Genomic DNA, 18,290 nt, shown 5'->3' on the forward strand with positions numbered 1-18,290 from the left:
AACAACCGCTTTTTAGTAAGCGCTCTGATAAATATGGATCAGATCTTTCACTGTTCCCTTGCAAGGGTTCAGGAAGAACGGCTTGTTCTGGATTGCGTCCTTCGCCATCTGTTCAAATTTGTCCTCCGTAACTCCCACTTCGCTTAAGTGGGCCGGAAGTCCGATGTCTTTGCACATCTCGGCCATGGCGCCGCAGGCTGCCTTGGCCGCCTCGATCTCCGACATGTCTCTGGTATCCACGCCCATCACCTCGGCAACCTTGGCGAATTTCGCCGGGTTCGCCCGCCAGGTGTACTTTACGACATGGGGAAGCATCAGGGCGTTGGCCATGCCATGGGAGATATGGAAGTGGGCGGACAGCGGTTTCGCCAGCCCGTGTACGATGCCGAGAGCCGCCTGGGACAGGCACATGCCGCCCAGCGTCGCACCGATCATCATGGCCTGGCCTGCCTCGGTGTTGCCGGGGTTCGCCACAAATTGACGAATGTGTCCGGAGATCAGCTGCATTGCTTCCAGAGCCATAAAGTCGCTGAATTCCCACGCGCCCTTGGTGGAAATATACGCCTCAAAGGCATGCACGAAGGCGTCAATCCCGCACCCGGCCGCTACCGACGCGGGCACGGTGGCCATCATCTTCGGGTCCAAAATCGACATCACCGGTACATAGTGAGGGTTCTGGGTCCGGACTTTCAGCGTATTGTCGGTGTCGTTGATGGCGATATTCCAGCTGGCCTCGCTTCCTGTGCCGGCCGTGGTCGGAATCGCAAAGCAGGGAACCGGGGTCACTTGATAACGGTTTACGCCGGTATAATCCCCTTTGTAGTCCAGGATATGGGTTCCCGGATTGGCAATCAGGATGGAGGCCGCTTTCGCCGAATCCATGGAGCTGCCGCCGCCTACGCCGAGCACGCCGTCCACTTTTTCCTCGATACCCAGCGCGCCGATCTGATCCATCAGATGGGCGGAAGGGTCGGCCTCGATTCCGTCGAATACCACGTAATCCACTCCGGCCTCTTTCAAAGAATCGAATACCACATCCAGGACTCCCAATTTCACCAAAATGGCCTCGGTGACAACCAGAACCTTTTTGATTTCCCTGGTGGAAAGCTCGCTGCCAATGGTACCGGCCAGGCCAACTCCACAATTCAATCTTCCCTGCATATGGTAATGTCCAGCATTCGCGTTAAACATTTGAAATCTCCTTCCTTTTCTAAAAAACAGCTTTGTTTATTTGTCTACACGGGTCGCCGCAATGACGTCCTCGTTGATTTCATAGCCAAATCCAGGCTTATCCTGCATCGTGATCATGCCGGTGGCCGGATCGTAGTCCATGGGCAGCGGAGTCAGATCCCAGCGGAGCGGGTTTCTCTGATCCTTCGCCCAGTCGGCCTGCATATGCTCGAACATGTAGCAATCGGTAAAGGCTGCGGCGATGTGCAGCGTGGAGGCCAGGCAGACGGCCGAGCAGCTTCCGGTGTGGGTCAGGTACTTCACGTTGTAGGCATTGGCCAGGCCGTGGATCTTGATCGCCTCGGTCACGCCGCCGGCGCGGCAGATATTGGGCTGCACGATGTCGATGCGTCCTCTGGTGATCAGTTCCTTCATGCCCCAGCGGAGGAAGTGGGCTTCGCCGCCGGCAATCGGAACGCTGAGGCTCTCGGACAGGAGACGGTATCCGTCGAAATCGTCCGGGCGGACTGGCTCCTCGAACCAGCGGATGTTGCACTCCTCCAAGACCTTGCCGACCCGAAGGGCGGTCTTCACGTCATAGCCGCAGTTGGCGTCCACGGTCAGCTCGATGTCCGGCCCCACTACTTCGCGGACGGCGCGGACCGTAGCCATATCGTTTTCAGGGATCTGTCCGATCTTGATCTTCATGGACTTGAACCCGTTGTCTTTAAATTTCTGAGCAGTCTGTTTTACGACTTCCAGGCCGCGGAAGCGGATCGAAGAAGCATATGCCAGGAAGGAAGGACGGCCGGCGGCACCGAGAAGCTGGTAAACCGGAACACCTAAAGCTTTTCCCTTAATGTCCCAGAGAGCAATGTCGATCCCGCTGATGGCTTCCACGAAGAAGCCCTGGTAATGTCCGCGGTTCATCATCGAACCAAACATCAGCTCCCAGATCTTCTCGGTATCAAAGGGGTCTTTGCCGATCAGCAGAGGGGCAATGTAATTGACAATGTCTCTCGTGGCAGTAGGCGCAAACCGTACCATGCACTCGCCCCAGCCGGTGATCCCCTCGTCGGTCTCAACCTTTACCAGCGTTGCGCGGTACTCTTTGAATACCAGGCCTTCCAGCTCGCTGGCATAGGGGATGCTGATCGGAGCCTTGATGGCGTTTTTGATCGGCTCAACTAAGGTGATCGCTTCTACTTTCGTTATTTTCATTTTAAGAATCCCTCCTGATTTTGGCTGATAGTTTCCCAGCCTTGATAAATATATCTAACATCTTGTTTCCGCGCGGTCACTTTACATATACCATAATCATATTTCGTTTTTTTGTAAAACACTTATTCAAGAAGAACCATATAAGTTTTTCCTTAAGTATGCGGATAAAGCACGCATTTCCGCGCCTTTTTTTCGATGAGGAACCGTAATCCGGTGTGAAATAAATCCGGTGTCAGACCAAGATATTGCTGAAATAAAAGCCCGCCGCGAGAGGGATTCATTCTCGCGACGGGCCAGTTACACGTATCCTACTGATCTTCTTTTTTACTTCTCATGCCGTCCACGGCCTGAGCTCCGGCAGTAAAGAACATGGGATCACTCCGGTCAAAGTTGTAGACCTCGCGGATCCGTTCTTCGATCTCCAGAGCAGCCGGCGCACATCCCGCGATATAGTGAACCTGATCCGGGTATTTGGCGTGCTCCTTTTCGTAGATCGCTTTCGCACATTTTCCGATGTAAAAGAAGTTCTTATATTCTTTCAAGTTCGCAGGCTTTCCGGTACCGACGCAGACTTGGATATCTTTAAAGTGAGGGAGATCGCCGATGGCGTTCAGACGGCCAAGGGTGATCATCAAAGCCGCAATACATCCGCTGCACGCATTGCACTCGTAGATCTCAACGCCGTCGAACTCTTTGATATCCGTGGTGGCCGGGCGGAATTTCCGTTTGATACCATCGATCCCGTCCCCCAGAATATCAATGTCTTTCAGGTCGATGCTGCCAAGCCCCATCTCGGCCGCCAGTTTTATGTGCTTCACATCATCCGGACTCATCTGCATGATTTCCAAAATCACGCCGTCCATCGCCACCGGATTCTCCGAGGCCATGATGATATTCAGCGGAACCGGCGTCCCCTCGGCAGGCCCCAAGCCTTCCTGGGCAATCAGGCCGTCTGTGATGGTCAGATACGGCGGCAGGGCCAGCTGCAGGTCGGCAATGGCCTGATGCAGATGGATCTTGTGAAAACGGCGTTTTTCCGCAGGCGCAATACATCCCTTCATGTTTTTCATCGCCGCTGTCGCGCCGCACATTGCGTGGGTCTTGATCACCGGCACATTAATGACCAGGTCCGCGTCCAGCACAGCTTTCGATACCTTCACCGATTCGATTTCCCGATAGCCCTCGTGCTTCACTTCCACCATCGGGGTCGTATTCAGGTCCAAAGTCTTTACGCCGAGCTTTTCCGCCAGGGCGGTCACGCCAACCTCGTCCATAATTTTCTGGGTTCCAATATGTACCGTTCCGCAACCATCGGCGATGGTAATATCCGTGATTCCGTGTTCCTGAAGAAACAGGGTAATCCCTTCCAACGCCAAAAGGGAGGTGACGGCGCCGGTATCCGGCGACAGAAGGCCGGTATAATTCGGTTTTAGCATAACAGTCTGTCCGGGCTTTACAAATTTCTCGATACCGCCGATCAGTTCGACCGCTCTCGCTACCGTGTCCTTTACCTGACAGCCTTCCCGGTGTTTTACAACAGCAACTTGATATTTTTCCATGATAATCTTTGCTCCTTTATCGTTTCTTTCTTCCAGTTTCTCCAGTGACCCCGCGAAAAGCAACTGAACCTGGACGACATTCCTCCTCTCATAGTTCAATAATATCAAATAATAAAACAATATTCTAAGATATTTTTTATATTATCATATGATCTTGAATTGTCAATAGGGATTTTCGCTTTTGTAAAATTTTATCAAAATTGCTTGTTTTTCTAAATTTATCTGTTATACTAAAAAATAACTTCACAGCAGGTATCTCTGTGGTTTTATTCCAATGCTTAAAAACAGATACCTCTGTGTAAGCAGCATGAGAAAGCAAAGGTGATTGTTCGTTCATGGGGAAAACAAAACCGATTCAGTCCGTGGTTCGGGCTATGGAAATATTGGAATATATGGTTAACCACAATCATTGCCGTCTTCAGGAAATCAGCGAGGCGCTCTCTTTAAATAAAAGTACCACCTACACGCTGCTTTCCACGCTGGAACAAAAAGGCTATGTGGAGCGCGACCCACAGTCGCCCCGCTACTCTCTCTCCATCAGCTGCTGGCAGCTGGGAGCCATCTCAAGGCAGAACCTCTTTCCCAGCGTAAAAAGCCGCTGGCTCCTGGAACATCTGGCGGATTCGGTTCAGGAGACCTGCAGCTTTACCTTTTTGTGCGGCCAGCAATACTTTTTCATTGACGCCTCTGTGCCCAACCGGAGCGTAACGGCGGATTCCCGGATCGGCGAATTCCAAAGTATGCAGAAAGACTGCGCTGTATCCCGCCTGTACCGGATATGGGAGAAAAACCCGGAAAACCTGCCTCCCTATCTTTGGGATATCGAGGAGGATCAAAAAGGCGCCGCCGCTCTGGCCATGCCTCTTTTTTCACGGGATCATTTTATCGGGGTTTTTGTGATATACGGAATTCTTCCCCGTTTCTCACAGCCTCAGTTTGCAAAGGCCCATTCCATTTTCTGCCAGCTTCAAGAAGAGCTGTGCTCCGAAGAACAGCTTTCCCTGTCCCGCTTCTCCAATCTGTCGTAAAAAGCAGCGCGGTAACGCCTGAACCAGGCATTACCGCGCTGCTTTGCTTCAACAAAATATCTCTCCCCTTTGTTCCGCAACGATCTTTTAGGTTTCTTCCACCCACATCACGCGCAAAATATTGGGCGCGTCGTAATTCCGCTTTCCGGCCCCGACTCCGATCCGGCGGATCACAAATTTCTCCGGCAGACGTTCTCTGGTCCGGGACGCGGCGGCAATGGCCGCTCCGGTGGGCGTGACGAGCTCTCCCATCACGTCCGTAATCCGCAGAGGAAGCCCATGGGCCGCTGCGATCTGCGCCACAGCGGGAGCCGGCACGGGGATCCGGCCGTGCTGACAGCGGATCATCCCCTGCCCCTCGGACAGAGCCGATACCACGACATCATGAACCCCCAGATTTTCCAGGCAGAAAGCCGCGGCCAAAAAATCCACGATGGAATCCACCGCGCCGACCTCGTGAAAGTGAACCTGTTCCAAAGGCAGGCCGTGAACCGCGGCTTCCGCCTCCGCCACCAGGCGGAACATCTCTTTCGCCCGGTTCTTGACCTGCTCCGTCGTATCCGCCCGGTCCAGGATCTCGCAGACGTCCGCAAGGTTCCTGTGCGCGTGGGAGCGCCCGGCTTCCCTGTGATGACGGCATTCCCCTTCATGGGAATGCGTCTGCGGCCCGTGTGCCGATGCACCGGCGTCAGGTTCGCCGTCTTCCAGGATCACCTGGAAATCCGTGGCTGAAATTCCGTTCTTCTTCACTTTTCCAATCTGAATCCGGAATTCCGGAAGCGCAAGGCTGTTCAGCACCCGCTCCAATTCCGCCGCATCGGCGCCTAAATCCAAAAGCGCAGCCACCGCCATATCCCCGCTGATCCCGGAATAACACTCCAGGTATAAAATGGGCTTATTCATCTGCATTCACCGCCAATCGATTAATCTGCGCCGCCATGTATCCGGCGCCATAGCCGTTGTCTATATTTACAGTCGCGATCCCATTGGCGCAGGAATTCAGCATGGACAGCAAGGCGGAAACGCCCCCGAAACTAGCCCCATATCCCACCGAGGTCGGCACCGCGATCACCGGCCGTTCCACAAGGCCGGCCACCACGCTTCCCAGAGCCCCTTCCATCCCGGCGGCCACAACGACGCAGTTCGCACTTCGAAGCTCCTCCAGGTTATGAAAAAGACGGTGAATTCCCGCCACTCCGATATCGTAAAGGCGGGAGACACGGGCTCCTAAAAATTCCGCGGTCTGCGCCGCTTCCTCCGCCACCGGAAGATCCGCCGTACCGGCGGAGCAGACGGCCACTCGGCCGATTTTCTTCTCCTCATCATTCCCCGCGCGGATGATCCGGGAGACCGGGTCATAGACCGCTTCCGGTACTTCCGCCTTCACCGCCTGATACTGTTCCGGCGTCGCACGGGTTCCCATGACCGCGCCGTTTTTCTCCCACAGCCTCCGGAAAATCGCCGTCAAATGCGCGGTTTCTTTTCCGCTGCAGTAAATCACCTCATGAAAACCCGAACGGCGTTTCCGGCTGTCGTCCAACTTCGCAAACCCCATCTCCTCATAGGAAAAAGGGCGCAGCTTTTGCCCGGCCTCTTCCACCGAAAGCTGGCCTTGCTGTACCTTTCTCAAAATTTCTTCTATTTCCATCGTTAACCCTTCTGTATCTGTCTATTCTGACCACGCTTTTTCATCTTATCATATCTCTATTTCCTTTTCAAGATTTTTCTACATTGTCATATTTTTCTATGGTTTTTGTTGATTTTTTTATTTTAATAGTATAAAATACTTTTTAAGGATGGACTATCTCTGAAAATCGATTGATTTTTACAAAAGGGGAAGGGTGATCACATGACATTACGGCATTTGCAAATTTTCGTCGAAGTGGCGGAGACTGGTAAAATGAGCGAAGCAGCCAATCATCTGTTTATCTCGCAGTCCTCGATCAGCCAGGCGATTGGGGACATGGAATCCTATTACTCGATTGTCCTGTTTGAACGGCTCTCAAAAAAACTCTATATCACACCGGCGGGAGAGAAACTATTGCAGTACGCCAAACAAATTCTGCTCCTGTACCAAAACATGGAAGATTTCCTGAACAATGGGAAAACGATTAAGAAACTACGCATCGGCGCGACCTTCACGGTCGGCACTTATCTGATGAGCCCTCTGATTCAACAATTCAACGTGATAAATCCCTCCATTGATACCGAAGTAGTGGTGGAAAAGACCGCCGCCCTGGAACGGATGCTGCTGGACGGAAAACTGGATGTGGCGTTGGTGGAAGGCACCATCAATAAGACGGACCTTCTCTCCTTTCCCGTGATCAATGACGAACTGTTTCTCATCTGTTCTCCCTCCCATCCCTTTTACCAAAAAGACTCCGTCCGTCTGGAAGAATTGAAGGACCAGCCGTTTATTCTGCGGGAACGCGGCAGCAAAACCAGGATGATCTTTGAGCAATATCTTCTCGAAAAAAATATTCCAATCCACGAAAAATGGATCTGCAATAATTCCGAAGCCATCAAATATGCCGTAACCAGCGGCCAGGGGTTGGGAGTTTTATCAGAAAAAGCCATTCAGGAAGAATGTCAGAAGGGACGCTTAAAAATCATTCCGATTCAGAATGTACATATGACGCGAAAATTTTCCATCGTCTATCACAAAAGCAAGTACCTCTACGGCGCGCTGACGGATTTTATCAATATCTGTGAAAATTATACCACCTGATCCCCTATTTCTATCCCTAGTGCGCCCTGCACAGAGGCAGCCTTCTTCTGCGGTTCAGAGCCGCCGCATCACCGAAGTCTTTTTTTCTCACATAAAAAACATAGGAGAAAGCGGGGCCGACATGGATATCATTTCTCAGATACCCAGACCAAGCTGTCTCCGCCTTCCGAACTGGACTTTCCGCCTCAGGCTCTTCCCGAACCGTGCGAACCAGATATTCGATATGCGCAACCGCAAGAATACTGCGGAGCCGGACCACCTCTTTCATGGAAAAGACAATGGCTAATTTTCTTCGGTTAAATATTGTGATCATATGCTCCTCTTTCGAACAGCGGATGAAATTTTTTTCTACTTTTTTATCATATCACAAATATAGTCAAATGGGAATCCTATTTGCAAAAACAAGGAAGTAGCAAAACCAGCCCGGCGACCCGCCGGGCTGGTTTGGTTCCTTTCAAGGATCAGGTCCGCTTCACGATCAGGGCGTCGATCACCGCGATCCCTTTCCCCTCTTCATACACAAAGACCGGGTTCAGGTCCAGCTCCCGGAGCCCATCCTTTTTCGCCACGGCATATTCCGAAACCTTCACGATCAGGCCGCAGAGCGCGTCGATATCCCGCGGCGCCTGTCCGCGGTAGCCTTCCAGCAGCCGGAAAGATTTCAGGCTCTCCAGCATTTTTCTGGCCTCCCCTTTTCCCATCGGAGCAGGATAGAGTGCCACATCCTGAAACACCTCGACAAACACGCCGCCCAGGCCTACCATAACCATGGGGCCAAACATCGGGTCGCAGGTCACTCCCAGGAGAATTTCCACCCCCGGAGGCATCATCTGCTGGATCAGCACGCCTTTCAGATCCGCATCCGGCCGATAGGCGCGGCAGCTCTCCATGATCTGATCAAACGCCTGCAATGCCTCAGCTTCCGTTTGAATATTCAGCTTCACTCCTCCGGCATCCGTCTTGTGGGTAATGTGAGGAGAATCGATCTTGATTGCCACCGGGAACGGGATATCCGAGAGCGCGGCCCTGACTTCCTCCGGGCTGCCCGCGGTGGCAAACGGCGGAACCGGCACGCCGAAATCCATCATCTCCCGTTTGCTGTCCGCCTCGCTCAAGGAGACCGGCGGACACTCCGGCGCATGAGGGCAGGGCAAGGCCAGCTTCAAATTGTGCTCGCGGTAGTCGTACTTTGTAAAATCCATCAGATAGCGGACCATCTTATAGCCTTTTTCCCCGCCGGGCGTCACAACCACGCCTGCTTTTTGCAGCATATCCCGGTACTCTTTGTTCCGGCTGGCCTCGTGGGACGGGGTCAGGAAAATGGGTATCATATCGGGGATCGTTGTAGCAGCCTGGCATAGCGCAGAGATCAGCACTTCGTGAACCGGACTGCGGTGCAGATCCAAGTTCATCCCCATCGTAACCGCTCCGAAGTCCTGCTGATCCCGGACGGCTTTCAGGATTTTCAGATTGCCTTCCAGATTATAAAAAAGCTCGGTGGTGGCGTCCAAAGGATTGCAGCTGCGGGCAAACGGAGGGATCACCGCCTTGACCGCAGCCTCCGTCTCCGGCGTATAATCCGGATGCACCAGGTTGTACTTTTCACAGATATCGGCACAGATCGCGTTTTCTCCTCCCGACAGGTTGACGCTGGCTAGGCCGTCCGTGCGGGGCAGATTCCCGTTCAGGGTGCAGAACATCTGGGCCACGGCCATAAATTCCACCAGATCCGTCACCGCTACCACGCCGTATTTTTGAAAAATAGCCTCATAACACTTGGCGCTGCCGGCCAGATTTCCCGTGTGGGAAGCGGCGGCGGCAGCCCCCTTCCTGGATTGTCCTGTTTTCAGGATGACCACCGGCTTGCGGCGCATGGCCGCGACGCGCAGGGCTTCCTCAAAGCATTCCGGCTTCTTGATGCCTTCCAGGTAAGCGGCGATAACCCGCACCTGATCGCTCTTCGCATAAAAGAGCATGATTTCTTCCAGGGTCAGGACATTGCCGTTGCCGCTGGACGCCGCATAAGTCACGGCAAGCCCTGGGCTCCCCATGATATTCCCGGCTATATAACCGCTCTGGGCCACCACGCCCAGTCCGGTCAGTTCAGAAAATTCAAAGCCAAAGGTGGTGTGGAGTCCCCACATCATCTTTTTATCCACATTGTTGATGGTCCCCAGACAGTTGGGCCCCACCACAGCCATATCATAATAAGCTGCGATTTCCGCCATCTCCCGTTCCAGGGCGTTTCCTTCTTCCGAGTGCTCCTCGGAAAAACCGCTGGCATAGACGATGGCTCCGCCCACGCCTCTCTCCCCGGCTTCCCGCAGCAGCGGGTTCACTGTCTGCCGCGGAGTGCAGATCAAGATACAGTCCACCGTCTCCGGCAGATCAGAAATCGTCGGATAACAGGGTTTTCCCATGAATTCCTTTCGGGTCGGGTGTACGTAGTATACCCGGTCCGCATTGCTGTTTTGAGCGGCGTGTTTGGCCGCGCTGCCGCCGTAGCTTCCTTTTTTATCACTGACGCCGATGATGGCGATGCTGGCCGGATTAAAGACTTTGCCAATATCCATAAAAGCTTCCCGCCTTTCCGTCGGGCGGGGCCGGATACCGGCCCCGCACATGCTTACTTGTCTAACAACCGGTAACCCCGCTCCAGGGCTATGGTGTTCTGAGCCTCAAACTTTTCTTTTCCCTTTTTTCGGAACATATCATTCATGCCGTCGATGGCTTCCTGCATGGTGAAATCCTCCATCACCCTGGCAATGGCGCCCACCATGATGATGTTGGCCCCCCGCGGATTTTTCAATTCTTCCGCGATACTCAGGCAGGGGACCTCCACAATGGTGACGTCTTCCCTGGCCCCTTTGCTGTCCACCAAATCGCTGTTGGTGATAATCGTACCACCCGGCTTTACCACGCCCTGGAATTTCTGGAAGGAAGGCATATTCATGGCCAGCAGCAAATCCGGCTCTTCCATTCCGGGAATGTAGATATACTTTTCATCATACTTGACCGTGCAGTTGGCGGTTCCGCCCCGCATGGAGGGACCGTAGGAAGGAAGCCAGGTCGCCTTCCAGCCCTTATAGAGCACGATCTGAGAGAGGACTACGCCTGCGGTCAGGATTCCCTGTCCGCCAAAGCCTGCAAATACCAGTTCTTTCATTCCTGCTTCCCTCCTCTCTTACAGAATTCGCCCAGCGTATAGTAGGGCAGAATCTCCTTTTCCATTTGATCGATTGCTTCCAGTGCAGTCATATGCCAGTTTGTCGGACAGGGGGAGACGATTTCCACCAGAGAATAGCCTTCCCCGGCGATCTGTGCTTTAAGGGCGTTTCTGATATAGCCCTTCAGCTCCCGGATATGTTTGGCGTCCGTCACGGTTCCCCGCGCCACATAAGCGGTCTGGAAATTACCTGCAATCATCTCCGGCACCTTGATGGGCATCCCGGTCAGCGCAGTGTCCCGGCCATGGACCGAAGTGGCGGTCACTTGATTCGGCATGGTCGTCCAGCTCATCTGACCGCCGGTCATGCCGAAGTTACAGTTGTTCACCACGAATACCGATATCTTTTCATTCCGGTAAGCTGCGTTCAAGGTCTCGGCAAGCCCGATGGTATACGCGTCGCCGTCGCCCTGATAGGTAAGGGAAACCACATCCGGAAGGGCCCGCTTCACGCCGGTGGCAACAGCCGCTCCTCGACCGTGGGGGGCCTGGATCATATCTCCCTGATAAGCCGTGTCAAAGATGCAGCTGCATCCTACCCCGATGGTGCAGATCACATTGTGATCCTGGCCAAGTTCCGTCAAACATTCGCCGAGGAGCCGTGTCAGGATGCCGTGGCCGCAGCCGGGGCAAAACGTCGTGGGGCGCCCGGTCAGCTCTGGAATTTTCCGTGCAACAGCCATATCAATATACCTCCTTCCACTGACCCTGGCGGATCTTTTCAAAGTCTCGGAAAACATCTTTCCGCTTCACCATCTCAAAGACATACGGCAGACAGTAAACCGGGATATCCGTCCGGAGCTTCTTTTTCACGGAGAGGGCCACGTCGTCGACCATCTGGCCGTAGTCGTTGAGCTCCACTGTGATAAATCCCTTGACGTTGGGGTTCACCTGTTCAAAAGCTTTCTCCGGGAAGGGCCACAGGGTAATCGGGCGGATCAGGCCGACTTTCTCTCCGCGGGCCCGAAGCTCGTTGACGACGCCGTGAGTCACGCGGCCGGGAATACCGTAGGAGACGAAAACATACTCCGCGTCCTCCAGGCCCACCGCCTCATAGCGCTGCTCTTTCTCTTTGATCTCCTCATAGCGGGCGTTGTTTTCATGGGCCGTGGTCACGTAATTCTCCATGAACGCCACTCGTCTTTCATGGGTATACTTTCCGTCCAGCGCCCAGTCCTGCACCGTCAGTTCCTGCATGGGCGGAAACTCGCAGGGCTCCATCATCTGGCCGAGAGCGCTCTCGCTCATGACCTCGGTCACAATCCGGTACCGCTCCGCCAAATCAAAGGCCAGGTACATCAGATCCACCGATTCCTGTACGCTGGAGGGCGCCAGGACGATACAGCGGTAGTCTCCGTTTCCGCCTCCGCGGGTATCCCGGAAATAATCGCTCTGGCCGGACCGAAGGCTTCCAAGGCCGTTTCCATACCGGACCACATTCAAAACCACACAGGGCAGCCGGTACTTGGATATGTAAGAAATCCCTTCCTGCTTCAAAGAGATACCGGGTCCGGACGAAGCGGTAAGCGCCCGTTTCCCGCAGAATGCAAACCCCAGCACCATGTTGATGCCGGCTAGCTCACTTTCCGCCTGGATAAAAGTTCTCCCCAGCTCCGGCATCCGCCAGGACAGGTATTCCATTACCTCCGTAGAGGGAGTAATGGGGTATCCGGCGTAAAGCTGTACGCCCGCGCGGACAGCGGCTTCGGCAATCGCATCATTGCCTTTGATCATATCTCCCATGTTCTTCCCTCCTCACTCTCTGATCTCAAAGACACCGTCCGGACAGACGGTATAGCAAATCCCGCATACGATACATTTTTCCGAATCAACCACCGCGTATTTGTATCCTGCGCTGTTAAAAGAATGAGCCAGGGAAATCGCCCCCTTGGGACAATTCTTTACGCAGAATCCGCAGCTCTTGCAGCGGCTTTCCGACACGACTACTTCACTCATGCACGTTCCCGTCCTTTCTTAATTTTTATAAGGAGAATCATAAGTATCCTCATAAATCTTGGTCAGCATATAGATCACCTCGTTGAAGGGCGTGGGAACGCCGGCCTTTTTTCCTTCCCGGCAGGCCGCCCCGTAAAGGAATTCCAGTTCCGTGGGCTTTTTCGCCAGCATATCCTGGGAAGTGGAAGGCATATGGCCGCCCAGAGGCCCCAGCGGTTTCTGGCGGGCCTGGATAAACGGCTCCATGGTCAGAGGGATCCCTTTGGCATTGGCAACCCGGACGATCTCTTCCTGGACTCTCAGGCAGAGCTCCCGTCCCAGCGGGTGATCCAGATACCCGGCAAGGTTGGCTCTCACCAGGCCGCACTGGGCGTTTCCGCCGCAGTTTACTGCAAATTTATACCAGATTTTAAACTCAGCATTTTCCAGAAGTTCCACTTTCAGGCCCGCCCGCTGCCAGCAGGCTGCGGCTTCGTTCAGTGCTTCTTTCGGCTGGTGATCGACCGGGCCAAAGTGAAGTCCCTGCCCCGGCTTCAGCTGACAGAGCACGCTGCCCGGAGCCTTTAAGGTGGCCCCGAAGTCCACCACGCCGTGGGCCAGGCAGGATACGGGGAAACCCGCCTCCTGGAGAATGTCGATGTTTCCGATTCCGTTCTGAAGGCTTAAGATCTGTGTGTTTTCCCCTGCCAGCAGCCGGATATTTTCGATGGCGGATTTGGTGTAGATTCCTTTTACCATCAGCAAGATCATATCTACCTTGCCGCCCGCGTCCTTGGCGCTGGTGACCGCATGGATCTGCCCCAGCGTATGAGGTACACCGTCAAAATCAAAGGCCAGCCCCTTCTCCTGGATCGCTTTCATGTGGGCCTCAAACGGATCCACAAACCAAACCTCGCCTCCGCCCAGAGCCAGGCAGGCGCCCAGCACGCTGCCCATGGCTCCTGCGCCGATCACTGCATATTTCATAATAATCCTCCTATTTTTCCCGTCTCTCCGTTTACTTTTTCGCCTTTTCCGGGATCTTCCCGTCCGCATAGAGAACCGAAACGTCGATGGCTCTCTTATCGGTCGCCAGGGAAATCAGCCAGCCTACCAAAGAAGCGGCAACCGTCAGGTAAATCGCATGTCCGCCCACTTTCGGAATCACGCCCAGAACGATCAGGATGAACACTGGGATTCCCAGCAGATACACCCAGAGCGCCGTGCTCTTGCGGGCAAGCTTCGGAAAGTGCAAGGTCAACAGACAGACGATGGCCAGCGGTGAGACAATGGACATAAATGTGGTGATAGCATCGAGAATACTTTTTACCGTCGTGGCCAGAAGGAAGCCTAAAAACGCCACCACGATCATGCTAACGCGCGAAAAGATAATCTGGAAACGGTCGCTCATGTCCGGCTTTATGTATTTTACGACAATATCCCGCGTCAGCATGGTGCTCTGAGAAACCAGCAATACCGTGGCCGTCGACACGTCGGCCGCCCACAGACCGGCCAGAGCCAGGCCCGCCACCACAGGGGATATGCTCAGCATAACCGAAGGGAGAGCCGTCGCCGCATTTTCAAGTCCCGGAAATTGGGACGCTGCGATCAGGCCGAACAGCGGGGAAATCACGCCCACAGGAATAATGATCAGCGCCGCAGCCAGAAAACCGGTTTTTGCCTGACGGCTGTTCTTCGCTGCCACGGAGGACTGCACCATTGCCTGACTCGCCATAGCGCTGAAGGTCAGTGATACCACCCAAGCCAGAATGGCTTTGGGGCCCATGCCGCTGAACAGATTATACCAGTTTGGATTTTCCGGCAGCGCCGCCAGTACCACGCTGGTTCCGCCAAAATGATTGAACGCCGTCACAACGCCGATGATCAGGCCGACATAAATTACCGCAATGTTGATAATGTTAGACAGGGAAGCCGCCCAAAGGCCGCCTACCACAGCGACTGCCAGGAAAATCCCGGTGGATATCAGCATGGCCATGGGTACGGAGAAAACACCAGGCAGCAGAGCAGCCAGAATGGCGCCTCCTGCTACGATCTGCATCGCATTCATAGCAAAATTATTGAAAAACTGCATTAAGACAGTAAGCAAGCCGATCTGCTCTCCGTAAACCTTGCGGACCAGTTCATTGATGGTTTTAATCGAGTAAGTACGGTATTTCCCGGCAAAAAACAAGCCGTAGATCGCAGAAGCAATCGCCCAGGCAAAGCAATACCAGCCTGCCGATATTCCACGGGTATAGGCATTCTGCGCCACGCCTACCGTTGATGCGCCGCCGACGGCAAGGCCCGCCACCGTCACACTGACCAAAAGCCAGGGCAGCTGCTGCCCGGCAAGCAGGAAATTCGAGGCGCTCTCCCCAGAGTTCTTTTTCTTTGTCACCCACCAGGAACAGAATAAAAGCAACAGCATGTAGACAATAATGATGATTAAAGGTATACTCATACGTTTCTCCTCTCTAAACCCTCACGATGACAGCCACAGATGCTCTGTCAAATTCACAAGTAACCGTACTTCCTCCACCCCTCCTTTCTTTGTCCATAGGAGATTCCTATGAACAAAAACGCTCCGCTATGGAGGCACAGGGCTGCCCCCCTTGGGACCTCTGCGCAAAGCTCACACCTAGTTGTTAGATTTTGAACGTGTTCAAACTCAGGTTCAATCACCCCCTCCAGTTTCTGCTTCTGCCACACTCTATGATTTTCTCTCATCATTTCCAGTCGAATTGAACATGTTCAAATTATAAGAAAAAAATTATTGGAAAATACCTTGACAAATCAGTGGAAAAAAGGTTTAATGAATTTGAACGTGTTCAACTTATCTATCATCATATTATCCCTATTTTTTTCAAATGTCAATACAAAACTCATTTTTTCTTGTTTTTTATATTTTTCTCCCAAATCTAGTCGATATAGCGTGCAAAATAATATCTTCACATTAACATCAAAGAAATCGGAGGACTTATCATGAAGTTTACATTAGAATCCGTGGAACGGTTTTGTAAAAAGGCTTTGATCTATGTAGGAATTCCGGAAGCAGACGCGGCCCAGGCCGCGGAGGTTGTGACGCAGGCCGACCACAGCGGTGTGTTGTCCCATGGATTACAGCGGCTCCCCATGTATCTGGCCCGAATCCATGACGGCGCGGTCAACCGGCAGCCCTCTCTCCGCCAGCAGTCCGGCAATTCGCTCTGCATGGCTTTTGACGGAGACAACGGCCTGGGTATTGTGAACGGTCCGAAAGTCATGGAGCAGGTCATCAAAATGGCAAAGGAAAACGGCATTGCCGCCGCCACTTTAAAAAACAGCAATCATTACGGGGCCGGCAACTACTATGGCTGGAAGGCCGCTTCAAAAGGAGTCATCGGTCTGTGCATGACCAACACTTCCCCCTGTATGGCCCCCACCGGATCCTCCGAGTCCCTGCTTGGAACCAACCCTCTGACCGCCGCCTTCCCCGCCGGAAAGCACGACCCAGTGGTCCTGGATATGGCCACCAGCATCGCGTCTTACGGAAAGCTCCAAGTCATGGCGGGAAAAGGAGAGACGATCCCGGAGGGCTGGGCATTGGACGCCGAGGGTAATCCCACCACGGATCCGGCCGCCGGGCTGAAAGGGACCCTTCTGCCCATCGGCGGCTACAAAGGATACGGCCTGGCGCTGATCATCGATTTGTTCTGCGCCGTTCTCTCCGGCGCCTGCTATGGGAACCAGATCGGCCGTCTGGGAATCCCCGGTTCCAAGGAGCCGGAAGGTATCGGCCAGTTTTTCCTGGCCATCGATCCCACCCGTTTCCTCCCTTGGGAAGAATATCAAAATCGGATAGACGATTACATAGAGATGATCAAAAATGCGCGGCGCGCTCCAGGCGTGGCCCGCATCTGGCTGCCGGGCGAGATTGAGTTTGAGAAATCCCGGACCATTGAAAAAGAAGGAGTGGAAGTTCCGCCGGCTACCGAAGCCCGGCTCCTTACGACCTGCCGGAGCCTCGGCATGATTCCAGAGGACGGGACGCTGACACAACTGATTATGGGGAACTGACCGCTGTCTCTTCTCCCCTTTTCCGAATAGCAAGAAGGAGGATTTACATGCACAATCCAGATCGTGCCAGAAGGTACCGTTGGCTGATTTACGGCCTCATGGTATCCATCTATTTTTTTGTCTATTTTCACCGGATGTCCAGCGGTGTTGTGAAGGATGAGCTGATGGAAGCCTTCGGGCTGACCGGAACCAGCTTCTCAAATCTAAACTCCATGTATTTTTATTCCTATCTGATCATGCAGATCCCCAGCGGAATTCTGGCCGACACGCTGGGGGCCAGGCGGACGGTCAGCTGCGGATGCCTGACCATGAGCCTGGGTGCTTTCCTGTTCGGCGCTGCGCCCAGCCTGCCTTTCCTATTTTGGGGCAGGCTTCTGGTTGGGTTCGGCGCTTCCGTCATCTTCATCGCCATCCTGAAGGTGCAGACCTGCTGGTTCCGGGAAAGTGAATTCGGCGTCATGTCCGGGATTACCGGATTCGTGGGCAACCTGGGCGGCGCGATGGCGCAGGCTCCGCTGGCCCTTTTGGTAAGCGCCCTGACCTGGAGAATGTCGTTCTACTGTATTGGAATCGTTACCTTAATTCTCTCCGCGCTCGCCTATCTGGTGATCCGCAACAAACCGGAAGAAATGGGATTCGCGCCGATCAATCCGGTTTTGCCTCTGCGGGTAAAACCGCGGATCCCCGTGGCATTGAAAAATGTGCTGACCAATAAAAGAAGCTGGCCGTCGTTTTTCATCAACTGCTTTTTCTCCGGGTGCAGCATGGCCTTCACCGCCTGGGGAGTCAGCTACTTGACCGAATGCTATGGCATCAGCGTGGTGGAGGCGGGTTCCATCACGTTCTGGTACCCGGTCGGCATGGCCATCGGATCGGTGGTAATTGGCATCGTGTCCGACCGCATGAAGCGTCGGAAGCTGCCTCTTTTAGTCAGCGCAATCGGTTCTTGTACCTGCTGGGCCATCTTTGCCTTTACGGAGCCGTCTCTTTTATTTGTCCGGATCCTTCTTCCGGTGATGGGATTTTTCGGCGCCTTCATCGTCGTCTCCCTGGCGGTCTCCAAAGAGGTTAACGATCCCCGCTTTGCCGGTATGTCCACTTCCTTAGCCAATATGGGCCTGTTTTTCGGCGGAGCTGTGATCCCGGTTTTCTTCGGTAGTTTGATTGACCGGTACCAAGCGGCGGCCAGCGGGTTCTCCCTCTATCACGCGCCTCTTCGCCTTTGCTTTGTCTTCGTGCTCTTTGGATTTCTCTCCTGCGTTTTGACCACGGAGACCCGGTGCAAAAACATCAGCGCCGCACAGACGGAACCGCTGCCGTAAGCCTCTCCCCCCGCCTTATGGGTCACGCTCCTAAATTCCTTTGAC

Annotated in this window: 17 protein-coding genes; 4 read left to right on the top strand and 13 right to left on the bottom strand. The window is 53.7% G+C overall.

The annotated features are described in order from the left end of the window. Positions 1 to 12: 12 nt before the first annotated feature. From MUB23_RS15065 to MUB23_RS15075, 3 genes are all read right to left on the bottom strand, one after another. Complete coding sequence (locus MUB23_RS15065) at positions 13 to 1,191, bottom strand: iron-containing alcohol dehydrogenase (RefSeq protein WP_244801492.1); 1,179 nt, start codon at positions 1,189 to 1,191, stop codon at positions 13 to 15. A 36-nt stretch (positions 1,192 to 1,227) separates the two neighbouring features. Continuing rightward, positions 1,228 to 2,391 carry a mandelate racemase/muconate lactonizing enzyme family protein gene (locus MUB23_RS15070; protein ID WP_244801493.1) on the bottom strand — a complete coding sequence of 388 codons (1,164 nt, stop codon included), beginning with the start codon at positions 2,389 to 2,391 and terminating at the stop codon, positions 1,228 to 1,230. Between the two features lie 308 nt (positions 2,392 to 2,699). Then, entirely contained in the window at positions 2,700 to 3,950 is a 1,251-nt protein-coding gene (locus MUB23_RS15075) for a DUF362 domain-containing protein (RefSeq protein WP_244801494.1), read from the bottom strand. Between the two features lie 335 nt (positions 3,951 to 4,285). On the opposite strand from MUB23_RS15075, the gene MUB23_RS15080 reads away from it, so the two are divergent. Next, the gene (locus MUB23_RS15080) at positions 4,286 to 4,978 is read left to right on the top strand and encodes an IclR family transcriptional regulator (protein ID WP_244801495.1); all 693 of its coding nucleotides are present in this window, start codon (positions 4,286 to 4,288) and stop codon (positions 4,976 to 4,978) included. 87 nt (positions 4,979 to 5,065) lie between these two features. On the opposite strand, the gene MUB23_RS15085 is transcribed toward MUB23_RS15080, so the two are convergent. Together MUB23_RS15085 and larB are read right to left on the bottom strand one after the other, a co-directional pair. Then, entirely contained in the window at positions 5,066 to 5,881 is an 816-nt protein-coding gene (locus MUB23_RS15085; RefSeq protein ID WP_244801496.1) for a LarC family nickel insertion protein, read from the bottom strand. Further along, complete coding sequence (gene larB / locus MUB23_RS15090) at positions 5,874 to 6,626, bottom strand: nickel pincer cofactor biosynthesis protein LarB (RefSeq protein ID WP_244801497.1); 753 nt, start codon at positions 6,624 to 6,626, stop codon at positions 5,874 to 5,876. The genes MUB23_RS15085 and larB overlap by 8 nt, the downstream gene beginning before the upstream one ends. Before the next feature lie 201 nt (positions 6,627 to 6,827). On the opposite strand from larB, the gene MUB23_RS15095 reads away from it, so the two are divergent. Beyond that, complete coding sequence (locus MUB23_RS15095; protein ID WP_244801499.1) at positions 6,828 to 7,706, top strand: LysR family transcriptional regulator; 879 nt, start codon at positions 6,828 to 6,830, stop codon at positions 7,704 to 7,706. Positions 7,707 to 7,722: 16 nt separating this feature from the next. On the opposite strand, the gene MUB23_RS15100 is transcribed toward MUB23_RS15095, so the two are convergent. The 8 genes from MUB23_RS15100 to MUB23_RS15135 form a co-directional block, all read right to left on the bottom strand. Then, on the bottom strand, positions 7,723 to 8,019 hold the full coding sequence (locus MUB23_RS15100) for a hypothetical protein (protein WP_244801500.1): 297 nt from the start codon (positions 8,017 to 8,019) through the stop codon (positions 7,723 to 7,725). A 148-nt stretch (positions 8,020 to 8,167) separates the two neighbouring features. Next, entirely contained in the window at positions 8,168 to 10,279 is a 2,112-nt protein-coding gene (locus MUB23_RS15105) for an acetate--CoA ligase family protein (protein ID WP_244801501.1), read from the bottom strand. Between the two features lie 53 nt (positions 10,280 to 10,332). Further along, positions 10,333 to 10,872 carry a 2-oxoacid:acceptor oxidoreductase family protein gene (locus MUB23_RS15110; protein ID WP_244801502.1) on the bottom strand — a complete coding sequence of 180 codons (540 nt, stop codon included), beginning with the start codon at positions 10,870 to 10,872 and terminating at the stop codon, positions 10,333 to 10,335. Next, complete coding sequence (locus MUB23_RS15115; protein WP_244801504.1) at positions 10,869 to 11,615, bottom strand: thiamine pyrophosphate-dependent enzyme; 747 nt, start codon at positions 11,613 to 11,615, stop codon at positions 10,869 to 10,871. Before MUB23_RS15115 ends, MUB23_RS15110 begins: the two co-directional genes overlap by 4 nt. Before the next feature lies 1 nt (position 11,616). Next, positions 11,617 to 12,675 (bottom strand): 3-methyl-2-oxobutanoate dehydrogenase subunit VorB, encoded by a 1,059-nt coding sequence (vorB, locus tag MUB23_RS15120; RefSeq protein ID WP_244801506.1) that lies wholly within the window; start codon positions 12,673 to 12,675, stop codon positions 11,617 to 11,619. A 12-nt stretch (positions 12,676 to 12,687) separates the two neighbouring features. After that, positions 12,688 to 12,888: a DUF362 domain-containing protein gene (locus tag MUB23_RS15125; RefSeq protein WP_244801507.1), complete on the bottom strand. Its 201-nt coding sequence runs from the start codon at positions 12,886 to 12,888 to the stop codon at positions 12,688 to 12,690. Between the two features lie 18 nt (positions 12,889 to 12,906). Then, entirely contained in the window at positions 12,907 to 13,854 is a 948-nt protein-coding gene (locus MUB23_RS15130; RefSeq protein WP_244801509.1) for a ketopantoate reductase family protein, read from the bottom strand. Positions 13,855 to 13,885: 31 nt separating this feature from the next. Next, complete coding sequence (locus MUB23_RS15135; RefSeq protein ID WP_244801510.1) at positions 13,886 to 15,328, bottom strand: sodium:solute symporter family protein; 1,443 nt, start codon at positions 15,326 to 15,328, stop codon at positions 13,886 to 13,888. Between the two features lie 521 nt (positions 15,329 to 15,849). Between MUB23_RS15135 and MUB23_RS15140 the strand changes: the two genes are divergently transcribed. Both MUB23_RS15140 and MUB23_RS15145 read left to right on the top strand, forming a co-directional pair. Then, entirely contained in the window at positions 15,850 to 16,923 is a 1,074-nt protein-coding gene (locus MUB23_RS15140) for an Ldh family oxidoreductase (RefSeq protein ID WP_244801511.1), read from the top strand. Between the two features lie 47 nt (positions 16,924 to 16,970). Then, complete coding sequence (locus MUB23_RS15145; protein WP_244801512.1) at positions 16,971 to 18,245, top strand: MFS transporter; 1,275 nt, start codon at positions 16,971 to 16,973, stop codon at positions 18,243 to 18,245. Positions 18,246 to 18,290: the final 45 nt, after the last annotated feature.

Origin of the sequence: Cuneatibacter sp. NSJ-177, assembly GCF_022867805.1 — a bacterium.
Lineage (GTDB): Bacteria > Bacillota > Clostridia > Lachnospirales > Lachnospiraceae > Pseudolachnospira.